The following is a 20668-nucleotide window of genomic DNA, read 5'->3' as shown; positions in this document are numbered from 1 at the left end:
AGGGCGTCCGGGCGGGGTGCGCCCGTACGATCCGGCACCTTCACCTGCCTTTCGGGGGGTGCTGATTGATGTAACAGGTGTTACTGAATGTGTTGCCGAGCGGGCTCGGAGTCTGCGCCGAGCCCGCTCGGAGGATCACGCGGACTTACTTGGACGAGCTCATCAGCACGTAGTCGTACATACCGAGGTACGACTCCGCGACGGTGACGTTGGTGGCCGAGTCCGGGCGGTACAGCAGGTTCTTCTTGTAGAAGAGCGGCACCGCGGACGCGTTCTCCAGGACCAGCTTGTCGACCTCGCCCCACTTCTCACCACGGGCGGTGGCGTCGAGGGTGCCGATACCGTCGGTCAGCGCCTTGTTGATCTTCGGGTCGTTCAGCTCCATCAGGTTCGTGCCACCGGACGGCTTGATGGCCGAGCCGTTCACGATGGAGTCGAGGAAGCCGTAGCCGGTGGGCCAGTCGGCACCCCAGGCCATCATCATCAGGCCGGCCTTGTTGTCGTGGACCCACTTGGGGGAGCCCGCGAAGTCCGTGAAGTACTTGTCCGCCGGGAACTGCTTGATGTCGGCCTCGATGCCGATCGCCTTCAGGCTCTGCTGGATCTGCGTGGCGGCCTGGACCTCGTCGGGACGGTCGGAACGGGCCGTCAGCGAGGTCTTGAAGCCCTTCGGCTGACCGCACTTGGTGAGCTGTTCCTTGGCCTTGGCCGCGTCGCCCTTGTTGCCCGCGGTCGGGTACAGGTCGAACTTCTTGTAGCCGGCGACCGACGGCGGGATCATCGTGGAGGCGGGGTCACCCTTGACCGAGCCGCCGACCGCGTCGACCACGCCGGCCTTGTCCACCGCGTACTGCACGGCCTTGCGGCACTCGATGTTGTCGAACGGCTTCACGTTGACGTTCATCGCCAGGTAGGCGAGCGCGCCGGCGTAGGGGTTGTCCGTCCGGGCCTTCTCGGCCGGCTTGACGAGCACCTTCGGCTGCGTCTTGGACTGGAGCCCGGTGCCGGCGATGTCCGCGGTGATCGTGTCGCTGAGCAGGTGCTCGTCGACCGTCGAGGCGTTGACGTTGAACTTCAGCTCGATCTTGTCCGGCAGCGCCTTGCGGATCGGGTCCGTCGCCGGGTCCCACTCGGGGTTCCGGGAGAACGTCGCGCCGCGGCTCTCACTGTACGAGTCGAACTTGTACGGGCCCGAGGACACGATCTTCTGGACGTACTCGGCGCCCGTGTCGGCCTTCTGCGGGACCGGAGCCGTCTGCGAGAACGCGGCCAGGTAGTCCATGTCCGCGAACGGCTTGTTCAGCTTGAACGTGATCGTGTACTTGTCCGGCGTCTCGATGGACTTGAGACCGTCGGGCGACTTGTCCTTGTACGGACCCTTGTACTTGTCGCCACCCTCCAGGTACGACTTGAAGTACGTCGGACCGTTGGAGATGGCCTCGGGCGCGAAGTTGGAGCGCTCAATGGCGTACTTGACGTCCGCGGAGGTGATCTCGGTACCGTCCTGGAACTTGACGCCCTTGCGGAGCGTGTACGTCCAGGTCTTGGCGTCCGGGCTGCCCTTGCCGAGGGAGGTCGCCAGGTCGGGGACGACCGTGAGGCCCTCCTTGCCGGCGGCCGGCTTGAACGTCACCAGGGAACGGGCGTACATGCGGGAGAAGTTCTGCACCCAGCCGTAGTACGTGTTGCCCGGGTCCAGGGAGTCCGGGCCACTGGAGTGCTCGTACGTGACCGTCCCCCCCTTCTTGGTGCTCGCGTTGACGATGCCGCTCAGTCCGGCATCGGCCTTCGCGCTGCCGCCCCCGTTGCCGTCCTTGCTGTCGCTGTCACCGCTGCCACAGGCGGTAGCACCAAGTGCCAACGCCAGCGTGACGGCGATGGCCGATGCTGTCTTTCTGCTGTTCACCTGAGGAAAGCCCCCTCGATCGATGGTGCGGCCGGGCCGCGATTACTTGCCACGGGGGTCGAGTGCGTCACGCAGACCGTCCCCCAGCAGATTGAAGGCCAGCACGGTGATGAAGATCGCCATGCCAGGAATGACCATGAACATCGGGTCGACCTGGTACAGGTCGACCGCGGTGGACAGCATGCCGCCCCACGAGGACTGCGGCGGGGCGATACCGACGCCGAGGAAGCTCAGGGAGGCCTCGAAGAGGATGTTGGTGGGGATCAGCAGCGTCGAGTAGACGAGGATCGGCGCGATCAGGTTGGGCAGCAGCTCCCGGAAGAGGATGAACGGGCCGCGCGCGCCGAGCGACCTGGCCGCCTCCACGAACTCGCGCTCGCGCAGGCTGAGCGTCTGCGCGCGCACGATGCGGCCGATGTACGGCCAGCTGAAGAAGCCGATGACGAAGATCAGTACGGCGATGCGCAGTGAGAGCCCTTCGAGCCCGAACACCTTGCCCTGGAGCGACGCCGAGATGGAGATCGCGAAGAGGAGCAGCGGGAAGGCGAGGAAGGTGTCCATCATGCGGCTGATGGTGCTGTCGACCCAGCCGCCGTAGAAGCCGGCGACGATGCCCATCACGACGCCGATGACGACGGAGAGCAGCGTGGAGCCGGCCGCGACGACCAGGGAGACCCAGGAGCCCTCGATGATGCGGGCCAGGATGTCCCGGCCGGTCTGCGGTTCGACTCCCAGGGGGTGGTCCCAGCTCATGCCGCCGAAGCTGCCCTTGGGCGCGAGCAGCGTGGGGTCGACCAGGTCCTGGTTGAAGGCGTTGGGGTCGAGCCCGAAGAACGACTGGAGCGGTTTGGAGAGTACGGCGACAAGGACCAGCAGGATCACGATGACGCCGCCCGCCATGGCGACCTTGTCCCGTTTGAAACGCGTCCACGCGATCCGGCCGAGCGAACGGCCCTCGATCTGCTTGCCCCCGGCGCCTTCCAGCACCGCTTCCGGCTGCGCTTGCGCCGCCGACCCGGTGGTCTCGATAGGTGCCGTCATTGCGCTGGAGACCCCTCTCGGCCGACGGGTGGCCGGCCTGTGACCGCCGCTGTAGCGGCTTCGTTCGCTTCATTGATGTCGCATGGTGGTCCCCCCGGTTCGGGAGATCTGCTTCTGTCAGCGCGTCGCCCACACATCAGTCGCACATACGTGCCGATGCCACCTGCTGGAGGGAGTCTTCAGCCCTATCGCGATCACCCGCCAGCCCCATCCGGGAATGTTTGCTCAACCGTGATGCGATCTGAGGGTTACCGTTATACGGACACGGCTTTGACCTCAACGGACGAGACCGATCACCAATCCGTCAGAATCCACCAGAACGGGCATGCCTGACACACCCGTTCCTCCCCCGTCGAGCGTTCAGTATGCGCGAGAGGCGGGGGGCGGATAGCCGTAACCGGAGGACTGGACGGGCGCCGCCTGCGCCGCGTGCGCCTCCCGGTCGTAGAACGGGCGGGAGTTGACACGCAGCCACATCGTGACCGGGTCGTACTCGTCGGACATCGCGACCGTGGAGACCGGCAGCCCGTCGGGGACGGCGCCGATCGACTGGCGCATCATCGCGCGTACGGAGTCGACGGAGGCCGGGCCCGTGTCGTACAGGTCGAGACCGATCGCCAGGTACGGGGCGCCCAGCGCCGGCTGCACCCAGGCGCGGCGCAGCGAGCGTACGGCGGGGGTGCGGTGCGCGTTCTGCGTGAGCAGGGCGTAGAACTGCGGGAGTTGGATGGCGGGCTCGGAGAGCCGCAGCGGGCCCGCGGGCATCCGGTCGAGGCCGGTGGCGATCCGGCGCAGGTCCAGCCACGGGATGCCGAGGCCGCCGCCTGGCGCGTGCGGATTGAGCCAGATCCCCCAGCGGTCCGGGAAGAGGGCACGGGCGATGTCACGGCCGGAAACCACCTCGTGCGCCCGGGTCCAGCCGCTGGCGGACAGCTCCTGGGCGGAGGTGACGCAGGGCGCGTAACCCAGCCCGTCGACCTCCATGTTGCCGTACTGGGCGTCGGGCGAACCGGCCTGACCGTGCCAGAGCAGCATCCAGACGCTGTCGTCGGCGAGGGCCTGGAGCAGTGCCTCGTACGCGTCGTACCGTCCCGGCGTCACCTGGCGCAGCATGTGCTCGACCTGCCCGGCCGCCGCGGTGCCTGACGCGCTCACTCTGGGTCCCGCCCCTCTTCGATCCACCATTCGTCCCGCTCCCCGGCGCCGCGCGGTGCGCCGGCCAGGCCATCAAACCAGCTTAGGCGGCTGGCCTGACACCGACTTGACGGCGGGTGTGCGTGCCGCATAGGCGGGAGGCGCGGCCGTGGCGGCGACGTGCCCGCGACTACGGGTCCTACCCGCCCCGGCCGGTCGTACCCCTCCGTCAGGTCCCGGATGGGACACGGAGTGCGGTACGAAGCCGGTACGTAAGGCGTGGTGCACGGAGCCGGTCGCCGCCCGGCGTTCCCGGCCACGCCCGTTCTCTTCCCGGCTACGCCCGTTCGTAGAAGGGCCTGACCTTCGCCAGCATCCACTCGCCGACCGGATCCTGGGTCAGGTCCAGCAGGAGGAGGTTGACCGGCCAGGCCACCGGGACCCGGCCCAGCGCGCGGCCGAGCGCGTCCATCGGCGCGTTGCGGTCGGCGGCCTCCCAGGAGGAGAGCTGGACGCCGATGAAGAGGACCGGCGGCTCGCCCTCGACGCTGGCGAGCGCGCGGCGGGCGGTGGCCACCGTGCCCGTCGCCCCGAACTCGGCCGCCGCGGCGGCGAGGAAGTCGACCGGGTCCTCCTTCCAGTCCGGCTGGAAGAGCCTGACGCGGCCCCCGCTGGCCGGTCCGTCGAGCGGCGTACGCCCCACCCGGCACAGTTCGGCGACGGCGAGCGGCGGCAGCGGCGCCCCGACCGCTCCGCCCGGGTTGATCGCGATGCCGAGCCGCGGCGGCATTCCGCGGGCGAAGTCGCGAGCGGGCGCGACGGTGAACGCCATGTGGTCGCCGACGCAACTGAGGAACTGCTGGTGCGAGCTGAAGACCGGGACGTACGGGGCGCCGTCGATCTCCACCGTCGGCAGATCGAGCGCCGGGCTGTCGGGGCCGCCCCCGTTGGGCAGCGGAACCCAGATCTCGCTGCGTCCGAGCACCTCGACCAGCCGTCCGCCCGCCGCGTCATTGCCGAGCGAGGCGGTGAGCACCTCTTCCAGCTCGTTGCCCGGCCATGCTGTGTTCACCACTGTGTACCTCTCCACCCCGTGCGCCCAGGACCCTGCGGCAGCACCCTAACGCCGCAGGCCGCAGGGTGCGCCGCCCGCGGGCGGGTCGCTCCGCGGCCTGCGGGCGGGTCACTCGGTGTCCGGCGCCGTTAAGAAGGCGATCCGCCCCAGCGCGCCCGCCGCGTCCCTGTCCAGCAGTACGGCCGAGGCGCACCCGGCGGGGAGCCGGCCCGCCTCGGCGTCCGTGAGCAGCCGGCGGACCGCGCCACGGTGGCGCGCGAAGGCGTACCCCGAGACGCCCCGGCCGCGCTCGCGCTGGCCCTCCCTGGCGGTCTCCGGCGCCACGTCCAGCAGGAGCAGATGCAGCCGGCGCCCGCGTGCGCGGGCCTCCCGGGCGAGCCAGCGCCGTACCCATGTCTGCGTACCGCAGTCGTGCACGACCAGGCCCGCGCCGGAGCGCAGCGCGCGCCGGAGCCCCGCGTAGTGCGCCGTCCGTACGAGGGGGCGGTAGACGGCGTACGGCAGCGCGGGCGGCATCAGCCGGGCCCAGCGGTCCCGCGCGTCCTGGGAGTCGATGCCGCCGCCCTGCGCGGCCCGCCGGATCAGCGTGGACTTCCCGCTGCCGGGCAGCCCGGAGACCACGACGAGGTCCCCCGCGTCGAAGACGAGACCGTCGGGTCCTCCTCCGGGTCCCCGCCCCCGCAGATCGCGCACGGCGGGGGCGGGCGGCACGGCGGGGGCGGTGGTGGCAGTGGTGGCGACAGGGGCGGTGGTGGCGCTGGGGGCGCTCACCGCCCCCGGGCCCCTCACCGCCCGGCCGCCCCCTGCCGCTCTCACGCCCTGCTGTGCGGGCATGCCCGCGGTCGTGGCACACGCGCCGGACCCCTGCGAGATCATCGCCGTCCCCCTGTCAGCTCAGTCCGTGTCAGCTCAGTCCGTCTGGCCCATGACTCTTGCCCATGAAGTGTAAAGACTTGGTAATGTCCCGCAAGCTTCTCACCCGTACCCGCGGCGCGCCCGGTCATCCGCGCGACGGCGTGCCGACCGGCCGCGCCACCCCGTGGCGGCCCGTGCGATGATGTGCCCGCCAACTGCATACCGGCCGTTTGAATCCGCGCGGGAGAGTCCCGGTCACCGTGTGCGCCGGGCGCCGAAGGAGCAAGTTCCTCCCTTGAATCTCTCAGGCCCCGTACCGCGTGGATGAGGCAGATCTGAAAAGCGGGCCGCGTCGTCGTGGCTCCACCCAAGGTGCAAGTCATGCCCTCCATACGCGGGGTCGTGATGAACCTCTCAGGTTCCGATGACAGATGGGGAGGACCGTCCTCGCCGTCATGCCCTGGGAGCCACACCGATGAGCCATGTCCCCCCGAGCAGCACCCCGCGCCGTACCGCCCTCGACGCCACGCACCGCGCGCTGGGCGCGACCATGACCGACTTCGCCGGCTGGGACATGCCGCTGCGCTACGGCAGTGAGCGCGACGAGCACACCGCCGTCCGTACCCGTGCCGGGCTCTTCGACCTCTCCCACATGGGCGAGATCACCGTCACGGGGCCGGACGCCGGACGCCTCCTCGACCACGCGCTCGTCGGCAACATCGGCGCCGTGGCGGCGGGCCGGGCCCGCTACACGATGATCTGCCAGGAGGACGGCGGGATCCTGGACGACCTGATCGTCTACCGCCTCGGCGAGGACACGTACCTGGTCGTCGCCAACGCCTCCAACGCGCAGACCGTCCTGGACGCGCTCACCGCCCGTGCGACGGGGTTCGACGCCGCCGTACGGGACGACCGCGACGCGTACGCGCTGCTCGCCGTCCAGGGTCCGGAGTCCCCCGGCATCCTGAAGGCGCTGACCGACGCCGACCTGGACGGGCTCAAGTACTACGCCGGCCTGCCCGGCACCGTCGCCGGGGTCCCCGCACTGATCGCGCGGACCGGCTACACCGGGGAGGACGGCTTCGAACTCTTCGTCGAGCCCCGGCACGCGGAGGAGTTGTGGAAGGCGCTCACCGAGGCCGGCGCGGGGGTCGGGCTGGTGCCCTGCGGGCTCTCCTGCCGTGACACGCTCCGGCTGGAGGCGGGCATGCCGCTGTACGGGAACGAGCTGTCCACCGCGCTCACCCCGTTCGACGCGGGTCTCGGCCGGGTCGTGAAGTTCGACAAGACGTCGAACGGCGGCGCCTTCGTCGGCCGCGCGGCGCTGGAGGCGGCCGCCGAGCGCGCCGCGTCCGCACCGCCGCGCAAGCTGGTCGGCCTGATCGCGGAGGGCCGCCGCGTCCCGCGCTCCGGGTACCCGGTGGTCGCCGGCGGCGCCGTCGTCGGCGAGGTCACCTCGGGCGCCCCGTCGCCGACGCTGGGCCGGCCGATCGCCATGGCGTACGTGGACGCCGCGTACGCCGCGCCCGGTACGGCGGGGGTGGGCGTGGACATCCGCGGCTCCCACGAGCCGTACGAGGTCGTGGCGCTGCCGTTCTACCAGCGCCGGAAGTGATACGGGCGCCGTCCGGCACCCCGGCGGCCCCGCCACGCGTCCCACCCGTCCCACCCATGCGTCGCGCGCCGTTCCGGCGCCGTTCCGGCGCCGTCTCGGTCCGCAAGACAGCGGTTCCGCACCACTCCCCCGCGTACAGGAGAATTCAGGTCATGAGCAACCCCCAGCAGCTTCGCTACAGCAAGGAGCACGAGTGGCTGACGGCCGCCGAGAACGGTGTGTCGACGGTCGGTATCACGGAGTACGCGGCCAACGCCCTCGGCGATGTCGTGTACGCCCAGCTTCCGGAGGTCGGTGAGACGGTGACCGCGGGCGAGACCTGTGGAGAGCTGGAGTCCACCAAGTCCGTCAGCGACCTGTACGCCCCGGTGACCGGCGAGGTCACCGAGACGAACCAGGACGTCGTCGACGACCCCTCACTGGTGAACTCCGCGCCCTTCGAGGGCGGCTGGCTGTTCAAGGTACGCGTCACCGAGGAGCCGAAGGACCTGCTCACCGCGGACGAATACGCAGAGTTCTCCGGCGTCTGACGTGACGCAGCTCACCCGGCCGACCCCTCACCAAGACACCCCAGGGACCGTGATGTCTTCGAAGTCGCTTCTGAACGCCTCACTCCACGAGCTGGACCCCGACGTCGCCGCCGCTGTCGACGCCGAACTCCACCGCCAGCAGTCCACCCTCGAAATGATCGCCTCGGAGAACTTCGCGCCGGTCGCGGTCATGGAGGCCCAGGGCTCCGTCCTCACCAACAAGTACGCCGAGGGCTACCCGGGTCGCCGCTACTACGGCGGCTGTGAGCACGTCGACGTGGTCGAGCAGATCGCCATCGACCGGGTGAAGGCGCTCTTCGGCGCCGAGCACGCGAACGTACAGCCGCACTCGGGCGCCCAGGCGAACGCCGCCGCGATGTTCGCGCTGCTCTCCCCCGGCGACACGATCATGGGTCTGAACCTCGCGCACGGCGGGCACCTCACCCACGGCATGAAGATCAACTTCTCCGGCAAGCTCTACAACGTCGTCGCGTACCACGTCGACGGCGAGACCGGCCAGATCGACATGGCCGAGGTCGAACGGCTCGCCAAGGAGTCCCGCCCGAAGCTGATCGTGGCCGGCTGGTCCGCGTACCCCCGCCAGCTCGACTTCGCGGCCTTCCGCCGGATCGCGGACGAGGTCGGCGCGTATCTGATGGTCGACATGGCGCACTTCGCGGGTCTGGTCGCCGCCGGGCTGCACCCCAACCCGGTGCCGCACGCCCACGTCGTCACCACCACCACGCACAAGACCCTCGGCGGTCCGCGCGGCGGCGTGATCCTCTCCACCAAGGAACTGGCGAAGAAGATCAACTCCGCGGTCTTCCCCGGCCAGCAGGGCGGCCCGCTGGAGCATGTCATCGCGGGCAAGGCGGTCTCCTTCAAGGTGGCGGCCACGGACGAGTTCAAGGAGCGCCAGCAGCGCACCCTGGACGGCGCCCGGATCCTCGCCGAGCGGCTGGTGCAGCCGGACGTGACCGAGGCGGGCGTCTCCGTCCTGTCCGGCGGTACGGACGTCCACCTGGTCCTGGTCGACCTGCGCGACTCGGAGCTGGACGGCCAGCAGGCCGAGGACCGGCTCCACGAGGTCGGCATCACCGTCAACCGCAACGCCGTCCCGAACGACCCGCGCCCCCCGATGGTCACCTCGGGCCTGCGGATCGGCACCCCCGCGCTCGCCACCCGCGGCTTCACCGCCGAGGACTTCGCCGAGGTCGCGGAGATCATCGCGGCGGCGCTGAAGCCGGAGTTCGACCGTGAGGCACTGGCGGGCCGGGTCACCGCGCTCGCCGAGAAGCACCCGCTGTACCCGGGCCTGTAATCCCGACCCGAGTACGCCGGGGCACCGCGCGCACCGGACCACCACCCCTGGTCCTTACGGCGCGGTGCCCCGTTCCACGTCCGGCCTCCTCGCCGTACGACACCTTGTAAGGAGCACCACCGTGGCCATCTCGGTCTTCGACCTGTTCTCGGTCGGCATCGGCCCCTCCAGTTCCCACACGGTCGGTCCGATGCGCGCGGCGGGCCTGTTCGCGCGCCGCCTCAAGAACGAGGGCCTGCTCGCCCACACCGCGTCCGTACGGTGCGAGCTGTACGGCTCGCTCGGCGCGACCGGCCACGGCCACGGCACCCCGAAGGCCGTCCTCCTGGGCCTGGAGGGCGACTCCCCGCGCACGGTCGACGTGGAGAGCGCCGACGGCAAGGTGGCACGTATCCGCGACACCGGCCGGCTCAGCCTGCTCGGCGTCCACGAGATCGCCTTCGACGCCGACACGGACCTGGTCCTGCACCGCCGCAAGGCCCTGCCGTACCACGCCAACGGCATGACGGTGTCCGCGTACGACACCGAGGGCGCGCCGCTGCTGGAGAAGACGTACTACTCGGTGGGCGGCGGCTTCGTCGTGGACGACGATGCGGTGGGCGAGGACCGGATCAAACTGGACGACACCGTACTGAAACACCCCTTCCGCACCGGCGACGAACTGCTGCGGCTCTCCGCCGACACTGGCCTGTCGATCTCCGCGCTGATGCTGGAGAACGAGAAGGCATGGCGCACGGAGGACGAGATCCGGGCCGGGCTGCTGGAGATCTGGCGGGTCATGCAGGCGTGCGTCTCCCGGGGCATGTCCCGCGAGGGCATCCTCCCCGGCGGCCTCAAGGTCCGCCGCCGCGCCGCCCACTCGGCGCGCCAACTGCGCGCCGAGGGCGACCAGCAGGCCCACGCGATGGAGTGGATCACGCTGTACGCGATGGCCGTGAACGAGGAGAACGCGGCGGGCGGCCGGGTCGTCACCGCCCCGACGAACGGCGCGGCGGGCATCATCCCGGCCGTCCTGCACTACTACATGAACTTCGCGGCGGGCGGCGCGACAGCGGCGGAGAAGGACGAGAACGTGGTCCGCTTCCTCCTCGCGGCGGGCGCGATCGGCATGCTCTTCAAGGAGAACGCCTCCATCTCGGGCGCCGAGGTCGGCTGCCAGGGCGAGGTCGGCTCGGCCTGCTCCATGGCGGCGGGCGCCCTGGCCGAGGTCCTGGGCGGCAGCGCGGAACAGGTCGAGAACGCGGCGGAGATCGGCATGGAACACAACCTGGGCCTGACCTGCGACCCGGTCGGCGGCCTGGTCCAGATCCCGTGCATCGAACGCAACGGCATGGCGGCGGTGAAGGCGGTCACGGCGGCGAAGATGGCGCTGCGGGGGGACGGCAGCCACAAGGTCTCGCTGGACAAGGTCATCAAGACCATGAAGGAGACCGGCGCGGACATGTCGGTCAAGTACAAGGAGACGGCCCGGGGCGGGCTCGCGGTGAACATCATCGAGTGCTGAGATCCTGGGCCCGTGCCGTCGGGCGTCGGCGCGGGTTCTGGAGGAAGGCGGTGAGCGCGGCCGCGAGTTCGGCGGGCGCGTCCTCCTGGACGAGGTGGCCGGCGCCGGCGAGGGGTTCAAGCCGTGCGTCGGGGATGCGGGCGGCGAGCTCCCGTCCCTTCGCGAGGGGGATCCAGTCGTCGTCCTCGCCCCAGCACACCAGCGTCGGGATGTCGATCTCGCCGTACCGGTCCTGCACCTCGTCGGTGTGAACCTGGTCGGCCTGGGCGATCTGCCGGTAGAAGGCCGCCTGGCCGAGGTCGCCGAGCCAGGGCCGGACCAGCCGGTCGAGGACCGCCGGGTGCAGGCCGGGGCTGCTCGCCGAACTCACGTACTCGCGCACCAGCGCATGGTGCAGTGCGGGCGGCAACTGCTCGAAGACCCCGGAGTGTTCGCCGACGAGCCGGAAGAACGGGGAGCCCCACGGCGCCAGCGCGACCGGGTCGACCAGGGCGAGCGCGCGGTAACGGGCGCCGTGCAGCAGATGCGCCCGCAGGGAGACGGCGCCGCCGAAGTCGTGGGCGGCCACCGAAGGTTCCTCCAGGCCCCAGTGGGTCAGTAGCTCGGCGAAGACCCGGCTCTGGGCGGCCAGGGAGACATCCTGGCCGGCGGACATCTCCGACGCCCCGTAACCGGGCATGTCCCACACGAACACCTGGTGACGGCGGGCGAGCGAGCGGGCGACAGCGCGCCAGACGTACGAGGAGAAGGGCGTGCCGTGGAGGAGCACGACCGGATCCTGACCGGGTTCTCCGAGGCTGCCCCAGCGGACCTCTCCGGACGTGCTGCGGAAGGTCTCGGCCAGTTCCCATGCACTCACGCGCTGTTCCTCTCGGTGGTACCTCCGGCCCGAGCCGGTCGATCGAGCCGGGTTCGGCCCGGACGCGGGTCCGCCGAACGTACGGCTCCGTCCCGTCATCGACGCCGCCGAAGCGCGACGGCCGCTGCCGGGATACGGCCGAAGGTGGCTCGGACTGGATTTTAGTGGCTGGAGATCATCCGGGAGGGGAGGGCCGCCGGATTCGCGCAGCGGCCGCGTGGGAGGACCGGCGCGGTCTCACATGGACGGCCTCGCCACCCCGCGAGCGACGGAAGCCGGCGCGATGGCGGCCGCGATGAGCTGGTCCGCCGTGTGCCGCGCCTTCTCCGCGGGCTCTGCGACCGTGCCCAGCGACCGGGTGCAGATCGCCCCTTCGAGGATCAGGAGGAGTTGGTCCACGAGGAGGCCGGGGTCCGGCGCGCCGGCGGCCTCGGCCAGGGTGAGCATCCGGGTCCGCAGCGCACGCTTGTGCTGGGTGACGACCGCGCGGATCACGCTGCCGGGCTCGGCCAGTGTTACCTGCGCGTTGACGAACGCGTTGCTGCGGAAGCCGTCGCACGGTGCGTGGGCCCACTCGGTGAGCGCGTCGAAGACCGCGAGCAACTGGGCGCGAGGGTCTTCCCGCGCCACTTCCGCGCAGTCTTCGAGAACGAGGTCCCAGCGACGTCGGCGACCGTCGAAGTAGGCGAGGAACGCGGCGGTGTTCATGGAGTTCTCCTTGTCTGCGGGCGGAGCGGTTCTCGTCCGGCCGGAGGCCGGAACCGGGATTCCGGCAGGCCGGAATCCGGCAGGCCCGAAGCCTCCGTAAGGGATATAATCGAAGTTCTCGCATTACCCTAGCATGGAGTAAGGCATGAAGATACTTTTTTCCAATTACAGCTTCGGGGCAGGTATCGCCACCGACCTCGTCAACACCTCGGCCCTCGTCTGGACCAGCACGGGCGAAGTCCTCACCGATCCACCCGCGTTGGCGCGCTTCCTGGACGAACACGAGGCACGGCTCGACGCCCTGCCCCGGGGCGCCCTGCCGACCGGCACCGATCTCGCCCAGGTGCTCGCGCTGCGCCAGGAGACGCGCGCTCTGCTGGAGGCCGGGCACGAGGACGAGGTCGCCGAAGGCGCGAACGAGCTGGCCGCGCGGGCGTCCGCGGCCCCGACCCTGCTCCGCGACCCCGACGGGAAGTGGGAATGGCACGTGGCCACCGACCCGCGGGCCTCTGTCGCCGACGAGCTCGGCGCCCTCGTGGGGGTCGGGCTGCTCGGCGTACTGCACACACTCAGCCATGCCCGCTTCCGGCACTGCGCCTCCCCCGTCTGCGCGGGCATGTTCATCGACACCAGCAAGGCCGGCCGTCGCCGCTACTGCATGCCCGGCCTGTGCGGGAACCGGCTGAACGTCGCCAACCACCGGGCCCGCCGGCAGGGGAGCGAGGCACGCCCGGAGAACGGGGACGCGAACGGGGACCGGAGCGGGAGCGGCACGGGCTCGCGGTGAGCCGACGGTGGGTGGTGTGGGAGTGGTGACCGGATCACCACCCGCACAGCGCCCATCGCCGGTCCGGGGGCGCGGAAGGAGCCGCCATGGTGACCCGGTCACCATCCCGGGGTGCCACGGTGTCGCCGTCACACCTCGCCGCAGACGGCCTGTCACCCGAAACCTGGTGGGAGTGCGTAGAGCACCCGTGCACCAGGAGGCGCCGCCATGGCCCACGCCACATCACTGCACGACCACGCCCGGCCCACGCGTCCAGCGCATCACCACGTCGCCGGCCCGGTGGATGTCGTCACCGAGCTCTGCACCGCCCTCTTCTCCCGGTTCCGCGGCTACGACCAGCGCGTCCGGGCCCGGCAGTACATGGACGGGCTGCTCCGGGCCCAGGGGCGCAAGTCGATCGCGAACATCGCGGCCTCGGTCGGTGTGCCGGGGGACGAGCAGCGGCTGCACCACTTCGTCAACAGCTCCCGCTGGGACGTGGGTCCGGTGCGCGGGGCACTGGCGGCGTTCCTCGGCGGCAACGGCCCCGTCCCGGTCTGGGTCGCCCTGCCGGTGTCCATCCCCAAAGCGGGCAGGCGCATGGTGGGGGTGTTCCCGCACTTCTCGGCCGAGGAGGGGCATCGGGTCGTCGGGCAACAGGCGTTCAGCATGTGGTACGCCTCCGAACGGATGGTCGCGCCAGTGAGCTGGCGACTGCGCGTGCCCGATCCCGGGCCCGGGCGGCGTCGTACCGTAGAGGAGTTCCCGGACGGGCTCGCCACCGCGACCGCCACCGCCGAGAACTGCGTCGCGAACCTCCTCGACGACGTCCGCGCGTGGCAGGTCGCCCCACGGCTGATCGTGGCCGACGCCCGGGGCGACGACGAACGGGCCCAGGTGTCACAGATGTTCCGGCACACGTCTCCCGTCGCCGTGCGCATCAGCGGACGCACGCTCCTCACCGTGGACGAACAGCGCCGGGGCGCCGGACACACGCGGCGGCTCACTCCCGCCCACGCCGCTCTCGACCAGGCGCGGCGGACGCGCTCCGCGGGCCACCTGGCGCACGGGGGGAACCCGCCCGTGACCGCGACGGCGAGCGTACGCCTCCCCGGCCCCCGGGACCCGCGGTGCCCCGGCCCGGCCGGCGGACTCGCACTCCTCGGCGTGTGGCACGAACCGCGGCGTGCGCCGGACGAGTTGTGGCTCACCAACGTCGACGAGCCCGCGTCACCCGCCCTGTTGCGCGCGACACGGCTGGCCCACAGGGTCGACGCGGGGTGGCGCGCCCGTGGCAAGGAGGTCGGACTGCGGGACTACGAAGGACGCTCCTTCCAGGGATGGCACCGGCACATGACTCTGGCCTCCTGCGCCTACGCGATGGCGGAGTTACGGTCCGCGGAGGCTTCGGGCGGCTCTTCCCTGGACGCTTGAACGGCCACGCCGTCCCTCTTCTGCACCAGCACGTCGTGCGTACGGTGCAACCGGAGCGCCACCTGCACCTCCAGCGCCCGCTCCGGCTTGAGCCAGTCGGCGCCGAGCAGTTCGGTGATCCTCTCCAGTCGGCGGGAGACGGTGTTGGGGTGAACGTGGAGCGTCTCCGCGGCACGCCGGGGACTGCCTCCGGCGGCGAAGTACTCGTCGAGGGTCCTGGTGAGTTCGGTCGAGCGCTGGGCATCGTAGTCGAGGACCGGTCCGATGGTGGCGTCGATGAAGCCGGCGGCGTCCCTGTTGTCCGACAGGAGCACGCCGAGGAAGCCCAGGTCCTCGGTGGACGCGTAGGCGCCGACGCTGTTGAGGGAGACCAACGCGTCCAGGCAGCGCAGCGCCTCCTGGTGCGCCTGCTGGATCAGGGACGGGCTGGAGACCGGGCCCGCGGCTCCCACGGTCACCGGCTGGCCGAGCAGGGGCGTGAGTTCGGTGGAGACCTCCGCGGCCGCGACGCTGGAGTCGGAGGAGGGCAGCAGCAGGGCGATGCACCCGCTCTGAATGCTCCTCAGCCCGTCCCGCCGCCGTACGTAGGCCGCCGCCCAACTGGCCGCCCTGCCCTGGGCTCCTCCCTCCGGGCGCACCACCACGACGACGTGCGGCCGTTCGAGGTCCACGCTCAGTCTGCGCGCCCGTTGGATGAACTGCTTGGCCGAGCGGTGCGGAGCGACCAGCAGATCCTCGAACAGCTCGTCGCGGAACGGGCTCGCGGCCGCGGCCTCACCGCGGTGTATCTGGAGCAGCACCGCGACCGCCTGGGACGCCAGCCGCAAGGTGCTCTCGGCCGAGCCGTTCAGAGGCTCCTCGGGGTGCAGGAGCAGGACCGCGAGTTCCTCGTTCCCCGCGGTCACCGGCACGACCCAGGTCCCCGTGGCGAGGACGACGGGGGCGCGCCGTACGGAAACCATGCGGGAGGCCTCCCACACCTCGGCCTCGTCCACCGGGGGTATCGTTCCGCGGCCCGCGAGCGGCCGGTATTCCATGTCCCGCACCCATACCGCGCCGCGGAACGTGTCGGCCACCTCGGAGACGAGGGTGCCCAGGCTGCCTCCCTCAAGAGCACGGTCCACCAGTCCCGCATGCCGCTCCGCGAGTCTTCGGACCTCGTTGAGCTGTGTCGTCATCCGCGAGGTGCCGGACTGGAGGCTCAGCACATCGGCATGGCTCCGTTCCAGCGTGCGGGCCTTCTCGATGGCCACGGCGGCCATGTCTCCCAGCGAGCTCATCAGGGAGACCTCCCCGACGGTGAAGTGCCGCACATTGCGGTCGGCGGCGTACAGCACGCCGAAGGCGTCGTCACCGAACCTCAGCGGGGCCGCGATGATGGCCCGCAGTCCCTCGGCGCGGACCACGTCGTCCAGGACCTTGGTGTGCCGCATCCGGGTGTCCGCGAGGTAGTCGGAACTCCACATCGGTACGGACCGGCTGACGGCCTCGTCGCCCAGGCCCGCGGAGTAGGGGACGCGATAGCCCACGGTGAGCGCCGACGCGTGGCCGTCCGCCGTGCGGACGAAGCTGTCCCCCGCCTCGATGTCGCGGAAGGTGATGTACGACATGTCCAGGCCGAGCAGCGTCCGGGTACGGCGGGTGATGGTCGACAGCAGTGCGTCGAGGTCGTACGGAAGGGTCAGGTCACGCGCGGTGTCCACGAGCGCCGACAGCTCGGCCTCGCGCTGCTGGCGGCGCGCGAACAGGGCGTGGATACCGGCCGCCATCTGCCCCGCACGCTCCAGTCGCCGCACCGCGTCGGGCCCGGATGCCGCTTCCCGGGCCCGCCGGACCAGTTCCTCGATCTCGGGTAATGGCGCCTCCGCGGCGAGCAGTTCGAGAACACCGAGCATTTCTTCCATACCGGAATGTTCAGGTGAATTCATCTTTTGGGTTGCCCTATCCGACAGAGCGTGCGCGCTTTCCGTCGCGCCCGCTGACCACACGGCCCTCACTGCGGGAAACCTTCCCTGGGTGTCATCGACACCGTCGCATGTGGCAAGCATCACACGCCATGGATGGTGTTCGCGTCACCATCGCGACAGCCAGGCCTGTCACCGGGTCACCTTCCTGGAAGACCGAAGCCATAGAAGAGTAATTGACCAGGCGAGATTCCCCCCTTCAGAATCCCGGAGGTTCGATGTTGGACGTGCGGAGCCACCTCAAATCCCTGGAACGCAGCAAACTGTCGAGGAACAACCCGAACCGCCCCCGGGTCTTCTCCATATCGGGTCGCGAATGGGATTTGCTGGACGAGGTGTTCGCGCCGGTCTACTCCCCCTCGACCAGTATTGCCCTCGACCTTCTCGGACTCGCGGAATCGAATCCCGAGGCCGCTCCCTCATCATTTCTGGAGATCGGCTGCGGGTCCGGAGTCATCGCCGTCCAGGCCGCGCTGTCCAACCGTACGACCGTGGCGATGGACATCAACCGGAACGCCGTGGAGAACACCAGGATGAACGCGGAGCGGCACGGGGTCACCGACCGTCTGACGGTGCTCCACAGCGACCTGTTCGACGCGCTCGACGAGGACGCCCGGTTCGACCGGATCTTCTGGAGCTCCAACTACGTGCTGGCTCCGGCGGACTACTCCTACGGCTCGGTCCACGAGCGCGCGTACATGGATGCCGGCTACCGCACCCACCGCCGGTATCTCGAACAGGCGGTGCACCACCTCACCGACACCGGCTCCGCTCTGCTGCACTTCTGCGAACGGGGCAACGCGGCCGAGCTGGCGCGCATCGCCGAACAGTGCGGTCGTGAGCTACGGGTACGGAGCCGCCGCACCGTGCTGGAAGGAACCGACCTGATCGAGCACGCCCTGCTCGAAGTGGTTCCCGTGGTGAGCCGGCGCACCCGGGACGACAACCGTGACAGGGATTCCGGACAGCTTGCGCGCGTCTGACCACCGGCGCCCGTCCCGTCCGCCACGGATCCAGGAGATAACGCCGCAGGATTCCGCTGTTCGGCATGTGCCCCGGGCATCGGGCAATCACGTCGGCCGACGGAGAAAAGGTGACCCGGGCACCGGAATCCTGCCACGGACGGAATTCTCCCGTGGCGCACACGGGACAGGGAGTGTTCCCCGGACTCCCTTCTCCGTTCGACGCGACCCGTTATCACTCCCTTACCGGCACCCACCTCCCTGACGAACTCGGAGCGTCGGCCCGGACACCTGACGGAGTTCTCATCGGAATGCGGCACCGGCATCGACCGCCGCACGGGGTGCGGTTTCCTCCGGAATCGATCGGAACCGAATATGGAAGAGCGCACCCGGCGGCGAACTTGGCCGGTTCTCGTTCACGGGCGACGCCTCCGCGCCGCTCACCCGCGTGGCCGAAAGGCCCTCAACGCGGCTCCCGCCATGACTCGACGACCGCGGCCCGGTCCTCCGCCAGTCCACGAAGCTCCGTGGCGGCCACTTCCCCGGCGACCTCCTCGACGCCCACACCGCTGATCCGTACCGCCGACAGGTGCTCCCGCGCGGCCGCGACCTCCCCCGAGAGCGTGTCACCGCGCAGCCGACCCCCCTGGGCCACCGCGTCGAGGGTCCGCGCCGACATGGTCTGCACGGTGTTCCAGGCCACCAGGTCCTCCACCCGGCGAGCGGCCACCGTCCGGTCCGCTTCCCCCGCGTCGGGCCAGAGCAGCCGTTGCGGCCTGGCCCCCGCGCTGCGCAGCCTGCGCCAGCCGCTCGTGCCGAGGCGTTCCTCGTACAGGTGGTAGACGGCCCTGGCGAGAGCCAGCGCGGACCGGCCGGGCAGCGCGGCGGCCCCCTGCCGCGCGCTCAGCGCGGCGTCCATGCGGGCCGTTCCGAAGGAGGCCACCGAGCCGCGGACCACCGAGCGCCCGGCGGCAAGGGCCCGTTCGAGTCCTTCGAAGTAGGCGTCCACCGCGCTCTCGTAGCGGCGGGGCGAGTAGAGGTGGCTGACGTTCACCCCGATCCCCGCCGCGACACAGCCGCTCACCACCTCCATGCCCGCCGCCGTACCGGCCACCGTGATCAGCAGGTTGGGCCGGTTCACCGCGTCGGCCAGGGCCCGTGCCTCGGCGAGCGAGCCGGCGGCGTCGTCGGCGAGCCTCGGGTCCAGCTCGGCGCAGACCCAGCCGTCCTCACCGTGCGTCGAGGCGAACCGCGCCGCGAGTATGTCGCAGGCCCGGCGGACATCGTGGCGGTGCAGTGTCCGCAGGGCCACCTCCGCACCGACCCCCCGCTCAGCGAGCACGTCGATCTGTTCGCGGTACGCGCTGCCCTCCCGTACCTCGCGCCCGAGTTCCCGCAGGGGCAGTACGGCACCGGTCACCTGGTCCTCCGCGACCCGGCGGTGCAGACTGCCGTCCGCGAGCTCCCGGCGGGTGACCCCGTCCAGCCAGACGCAGACCCCTTCCTGGACCAGGTCCGACAGGGCGGAGCCGCTACCGGCCGTCTTCACTTCGTCCACTGCTCACTCACTCTTCTTCTCGTCGGGCGTCGCCTTCTCGGACGCCTGAAAGCCGGCATCGGAACGGTCGTCGTCGGCCGCCGGAAAGGCCCACGCCCCGGTGGTGGCCGCCGACTGTTCCCACGGGACCGGACGACCGCTCCGGTGCGTGAGCCAGGTCGCCCAGCCCGCCACGAGAAGCAGGACGACACCGGTCACGATCACCGGGACCGCCCCGCGACCGGGGCCGAGCGGGCGTCCACGGGCCCGGACGCGGCGGCCGGTTTCCGCCCCGCGCCGAGGACACCGCGATGGACGTCGAACGCCGCGGCGGAGCGGTTCAGCGTGATGTAGTGCAGTCCCGGAGCGCCTTCGGCCAGCAGGCGGCGGCCCATCGTGGTCGCGTACTCCACGCCGATCCGGTACGAGGCGTCCTTGTCGTCCCGGGCCGACTCCAGGCGGTCCGCGAGCCCGGCGGGGAACACGGCACCGCTCAGTTCCGCGAACCGGGCGATCTGGCGGACGTCGACGGCCGGCATGATCTCCGGGATGATCGGAATGTCGCATCCCGCGGCCGTCACCCGGTCACGCAGCCTCAGGTAGTCCGCCACGTCGAAGAACATCTGGGTGATCGCGTAGTCGGCGCCCGCCCGGCACTTGTCGACGAAGTGGCGGATGTCGCTCTCCCAGTCGGGCGACCGCGGATGCCGTTCGGGGAACGCCGCGACGCCGACGGTGAAGTTCCCCAACGACCTGACCAGTTCCACGAGTTCGTACGCGTGGCGCAGGCCCTGTGGGTGCGGGGTCCACTCACCCCCGGGATCGCCGGGCGGATCGCCGCGCAGCACCAGGATGTCCCGGATGCCGGCGTCCGCGTACCGGCCGATGATCCCCCGCAGTTCGGCCACCGAGTGGCCGACCGCGGTGAGGTGCGCGACCGGGCGCAGCGTGGTCTCCGCGACGATACGCCGCGTGACCTCGACCGTACGGTCCCGGGAGGAGCCGCCCGCTCCGTAGGTGACCGAGACGAACGCGGGCGACAGCGACTCGGCCCGTCGGATCACCTGCCAGAGCGACCGGTTTCCCGAGGCGGTCCTCGCCGGGAAGAACTCGAAGGAGAAGGAGTACGGGGCGCCGGCCCTCGGGAGCGGGGCGCCGGCCCTCGGGAGCGGGGCGCCCGGGCCTGGGCTCCGCGGCGGATGCTCCACGACTCACACTCCCGTGACGGTGCGCAGGGCGTCCACGCGGTCCGTGCGTTCCCAGGTGAACTCCGGCAGCTCCCGGCCGAAGTGACCGTACGCCGCCGTCAGGGCGTAGACCGGGCGCAGCAGGTCGAGGTCGCGGATGATCGCGGCGGGGCGAAGGTCGAAGACCTGGCCGATGGCCTGTTCGATCTTCTCGGGTTCGACCGTGGCGGTGCCGAAGGTCTCGACGAAGAGGCCGACCGGTTCGGCCTT

19 protein-coding genes, 1 pseudogene and 1 riboswitch are annotated in these 20668 nt (G+C 70.6%); of the genes and pseudogenes, 8 read left to right on the top strand and 12 right to left on the bottom strand.

Translation table 11 applies throughout. From position 1 onward, the window contains the following. Positions 1–145: 145 nt before the first annotated feature. From ACIQ7D_RS30945 to ACIQ7D_RS30925, 5 genes are all read right to left on the bottom strand, one after another. Entirely contained in the window at positions 146–1906 is a 1761-nt protein-coding gene (locus ACIQ7D_RS30945) for an ABC transporter substrate-binding protein (RefSeq protein ID WP_403943265.1), read from the bottom strand. Positions 1907–1948: 42 nt separating this feature from the next. Further along, complete coding sequence (locus ACIQ7D_RS30940; protein ID WP_403943263.1) at positions 1949–2947, bottom strand: ABC transporter permease; 999 nt, start codon at positions 2945–2947, stop codon at positions 1949–1951. Between the two features lie 360 nt (positions 2948–3307). Then, the gene (locus tag ACIQ7D_RS30935; protein WP_403943261.1) at positions 3308–4102 is read right to left on the bottom strand and encodes an enhanced serine sensitivity protein SseB C-terminal domain-containing protein; all 795 of its coding nucleotides are present in this window, start codon (positions 4100–4102) and stop codon (positions 3308–3310) included. A gap of 316 nt (positions 4103–4418) precedes the next feature. Continuing rightward, the gene (locus ACIQ7D_RS30930; protein ID WP_403943259.1) at positions 4419–5153 is read right to left on the bottom strand and encodes an enhanced serine sensitivity protein SseB; all 735 of its coding nucleotides are present in this window, start codon (positions 5151–5153) and stop codon (positions 4419–4421) included. Between the two features lie 111 nt (positions 5154–5264). Then, a complete protein-coding gene (locus ACIQ7D_RS30925) occupies positions 5265–6032 on the bottom strand; it encodes an AAA family ATPase (protein WP_403943257.1) in 768 nt (255 codons plus the stop codon). 210 nt (positions 6033–6242) lie between these two features. Further along, positions 6243–6340: riboswitch (glycine riboswitch) on the top strand. A 146-nt stretch (positions 6341–6486) separates the two neighbouring features. Here ACIQ7D_RS30925 and gcvT point away from each other — a divergent pair. The 4 genes from gcvT (at position 6487) to ACIQ7D_RS30905 (ending at position 10981) form a co-directional block, all read left to right on the top strand. After that, the gene (gene gcvT, locus ACIQ7D_RS30920; protein ID WP_403943255.1) at positions 6487–7626 is read left to right on the top strand and encodes a glycine cleavage system aminomethyltransferase GcvT; all 1140 of its coding nucleotides are present in this window, start codon (positions 6487–6489) and stop codon (positions 7624–7626) included. Positions 7627–7778: 152 nt separating this feature from the next. After that, entirely contained in the window at positions 7779–8156 is a 378-nt protein-coding gene (gene gcvH, locus ACIQ7D_RS30915; protein ID WP_403943252.1) for a glycine cleavage system protein GcvH, read from the top strand. Between the two features lie 52 nt (positions 8157–8208). After that, a complete protein-coding gene (gene glyA, locus ACIQ7D_RS30910; RefSeq protein WP_403943250.1) occupies positions 8209–9477 on the top strand; it encodes a serine hydroxymethyltransferase in 1269 nt (422 codons plus the stop codon). Between the two features lie 121 nt (positions 9478–9598). After that, a complete protein-coding gene (locus ACIQ7D_RS30905; protein ID WP_403943248.1) occupies positions 9599–10981 on the top strand; it encodes an L-serine ammonia-lyase in 1383 nt (460 codons plus the stop codon). Here ACIQ7D_RS30905 and ACIQ7D_RS30900 read toward each other — a convergent pair. Next, positions 10968–11840: an alpha/beta fold hydrolase gene (locus ACIQ7D_RS30900; RefSeq protein WP_403943246.1), complete on the bottom strand. Its 873-nt coding sequence runs from the start codon at positions 11838–11840 to the stop codon at positions 10968–10970. The genes ACIQ7D_RS30905 and ACIQ7D_RS30900 overlap by 14 nt on opposite strands. Positions 11841–12077: 237 nt before the next feature. Further along, complete coding sequence (locus tag ACIQ7D_RS30895; protein ID WP_403943244.1) at positions 12078–12548, bottom strand: hypothetical protein; 471 nt, start codon at positions 12546–12548, stop codon at positions 12078–12080. Between the two features lie 145 nt (positions 12549–12693). Between ACIQ7D_RS30895 and ACIQ7D_RS30890 the strand changes: the two genes are divergently transcribed. Continuing rightward, positions 12694–13335 carry a CGNR zinc finger domain-containing protein gene (locus ACIQ7D_RS30890; RefSeq protein ID WP_403943241.1) on the top strand — a complete coding sequence of 214 codons (642 nt, stop codon included), beginning with the start codon at positions 12694–12696 and terminating at the stop codon, positions 13333–13335. A 207-nt stretch (positions 13336–13542) separates the two neighbouring features. Further along, positions 13543–14748: an IS701 family transposase gene (locus ACIQ7D_RS30885; protein WP_403943238.1), complete on the top strand. Its 1206-nt coding sequence runs from the start codon at positions 13543–13545 to the stop codon at positions 14746–14748. Here ACIQ7D_RS30885 and ACIQ7D_RS30880 read toward each other — a convergent pair. Continuing rightward, the gene (locus tag ACIQ7D_RS30880) at positions 14688–16652 is read right to left on the bottom strand and encodes a helix-turn-helix domain-containing protein (protein ID WP_403943235.1); all 1965 of its coding nucleotides are present in this window, start codon (positions 16650–16652) and stop codon (positions 14688–14690) included. The genes ACIQ7D_RS30885 and ACIQ7D_RS30880 overlap by 61 nt on opposite strands. Positions 16653–16930: 278 nt before the next feature. Between ACIQ7D_RS30880 and ACIQ7D_RS30875 the strand changes: the two genes are divergently transcribed. Beyond that, on the top strand, positions 16931–17695 hold the full coding sequence (locus ACIQ7D_RS30875; RefSeq protein ID WP_403943232.1) for a methyltransferase domain-containing protein: 765 nt from the start codon (positions 16931–16933) through the stop codon (positions 17693–17695). 50 nt (positions 17696–17745) lie between these two features. Then, positions 17746–18054 (top strand): annotated as a pseudogene (locus ACIQ7D_RS30870) (aminodeoxychorismate synthase component I); the annotation flags it as partial. A gap of 83 nt (positions 18055–18137) precedes the next feature. Here the strand turns inward: ACIQ7D_RS30870 and ACIQ7D_RS30865 are convergent. The 4 genes from ACIQ7D_RS30865 to ACIQ7D_RS30850 all read right to left on the bottom strand — a co-directional run. Continuing rightward, complete coding sequence (locus ACIQ7D_RS30865; protein ID WP_403943229.1) at positions 18138–19232, bottom strand: transaldolase family protein; 1095 nt, start codon at positions 19230–19232, stop codon at positions 18138–18140. 3 nt (positions 19233–19235) lie between these two features. Continuing rightward, positions 19236–19436, bottom strand: a complete 201-nt coding sequence (locus tag ACIQ7D_RS30860) for a hypothetical protein (protein ID WP_403943227.1) — start codon at positions 19434–19436, stop codon at positions 19236–19238. Beyond that, positions 19433–20419, bottom strand: coding sequence for a methylenetetrahydrofolate reductase [NAD(P)H] (gene metF / locus ACIQ7D_RS30855; protein ID WP_403943225.1), 987 nt, complete (start codon positions 20417–20419; stop codon positions 19433–19435). The genes ACIQ7D_RS30860 and metF overlap by 4 nt, the downstream gene beginning before the upstream one ends. Before the next feature lie 3 nt (positions 20420–20422). Further along, positions 20423–20668, bottom strand: a 246-nt coding sequence (locus ACIQ7D_RS30850; RefSeq protein WP_403943223.1) for a methionine adenosyltransferase domain-containing protein, incomplete at its 5' end; no start/stop codon positions are given.

It is taken from the genome of Streptomyces sp. NPDC096310, from assembly GCF_044763125.1.
In the GTDB taxonomy this organism is placed as follows: Bacteria; Actinomycetota; Actinomycetes; order Streptomycetales; family Streptomycetaceae; genus Streptomyces.
This window is presented reverse-complemented; position numbering and strand designations above follow the sequence as displayed.

What these genes read in the sequence shown, in the direction of transcription:
- ACIQ7D_RS30940 (WP_403943263.1), bottom strand. Translation starts at nt 2,947, where the DNA reads ATGACGGCACCTATCGAGACCACCGGGTCGGCGGCGCAAGCGCAGCCG.
- gcvT (WP_403943255.1), top strand. Translation starts at nt 6,487, where the DNA reads ATGAGCCATGTCCCCCCGAGCAGCACCCCGCGCCGTACCGCCCTCGAC.
- glyA (WP_403943250.1), top strand. Translation starts at nt 8,209, where the DNA reads ATGTCTTCGAAGTCGCTTCTGAACGCCTCACTCCACGAGCTGGACCCC.
- ACIQ7D_RS30895 (WP_403943244.1), bottom strand. Translation starts at nt 12,548, where the DNA reads ATGAACACCGCCGCGTTCCTCGCCTACTTCGACGGTCGCCGACGTCGC.
- ACIQ7D_RS30875 (WP_403943232.1), top strand. Translation starts at nt 16,931, where the DNA reads ATGTTGGACGTGCGGAGCCACCTCAAATCCCTGGAACGCAGCAAACTG.
- ACIQ7D_RS30885 (WP_403943238.1), top strand. Translation starts at nt 13,543, where the DNA reads ATGGCCCACGCCACATCACTGCACGACCACGCCCGGCCCACGCGTCCA.
- ACIQ7D_RS30890 (WP_403943241.1), top strand. Translation starts at nt 12,694, where the DNA reads ATGAAGATACTTTTTTCCAATTACAGCTTCGGGGCAGGTATCGCCACC.
- ACIQ7D_RS30880 (WP_403943235.1), bottom strand. Translation starts at nt 16,652, where the DNA reads ATGGAAGAAATGCTCGGTGTTCTCGAACTGCTCGCCGCGGAGGCGCCA.
- gcvH (WP_403943252.1), top strand. Translation starts at nt 7,779, where the DNA reads ATGAGCAACCCCCAGCAGCTTCGCTACAGCAAGGAGCACGAGTGGCTG.
- ACIQ7D_RS30925 (WP_403943257.1), bottom strand. Translation starts at nt 6,032, where the DNA reads ATGATCTCGCAGGGGTCCGGCGCGTGTGCCACGACCGCGGGCATGCCC.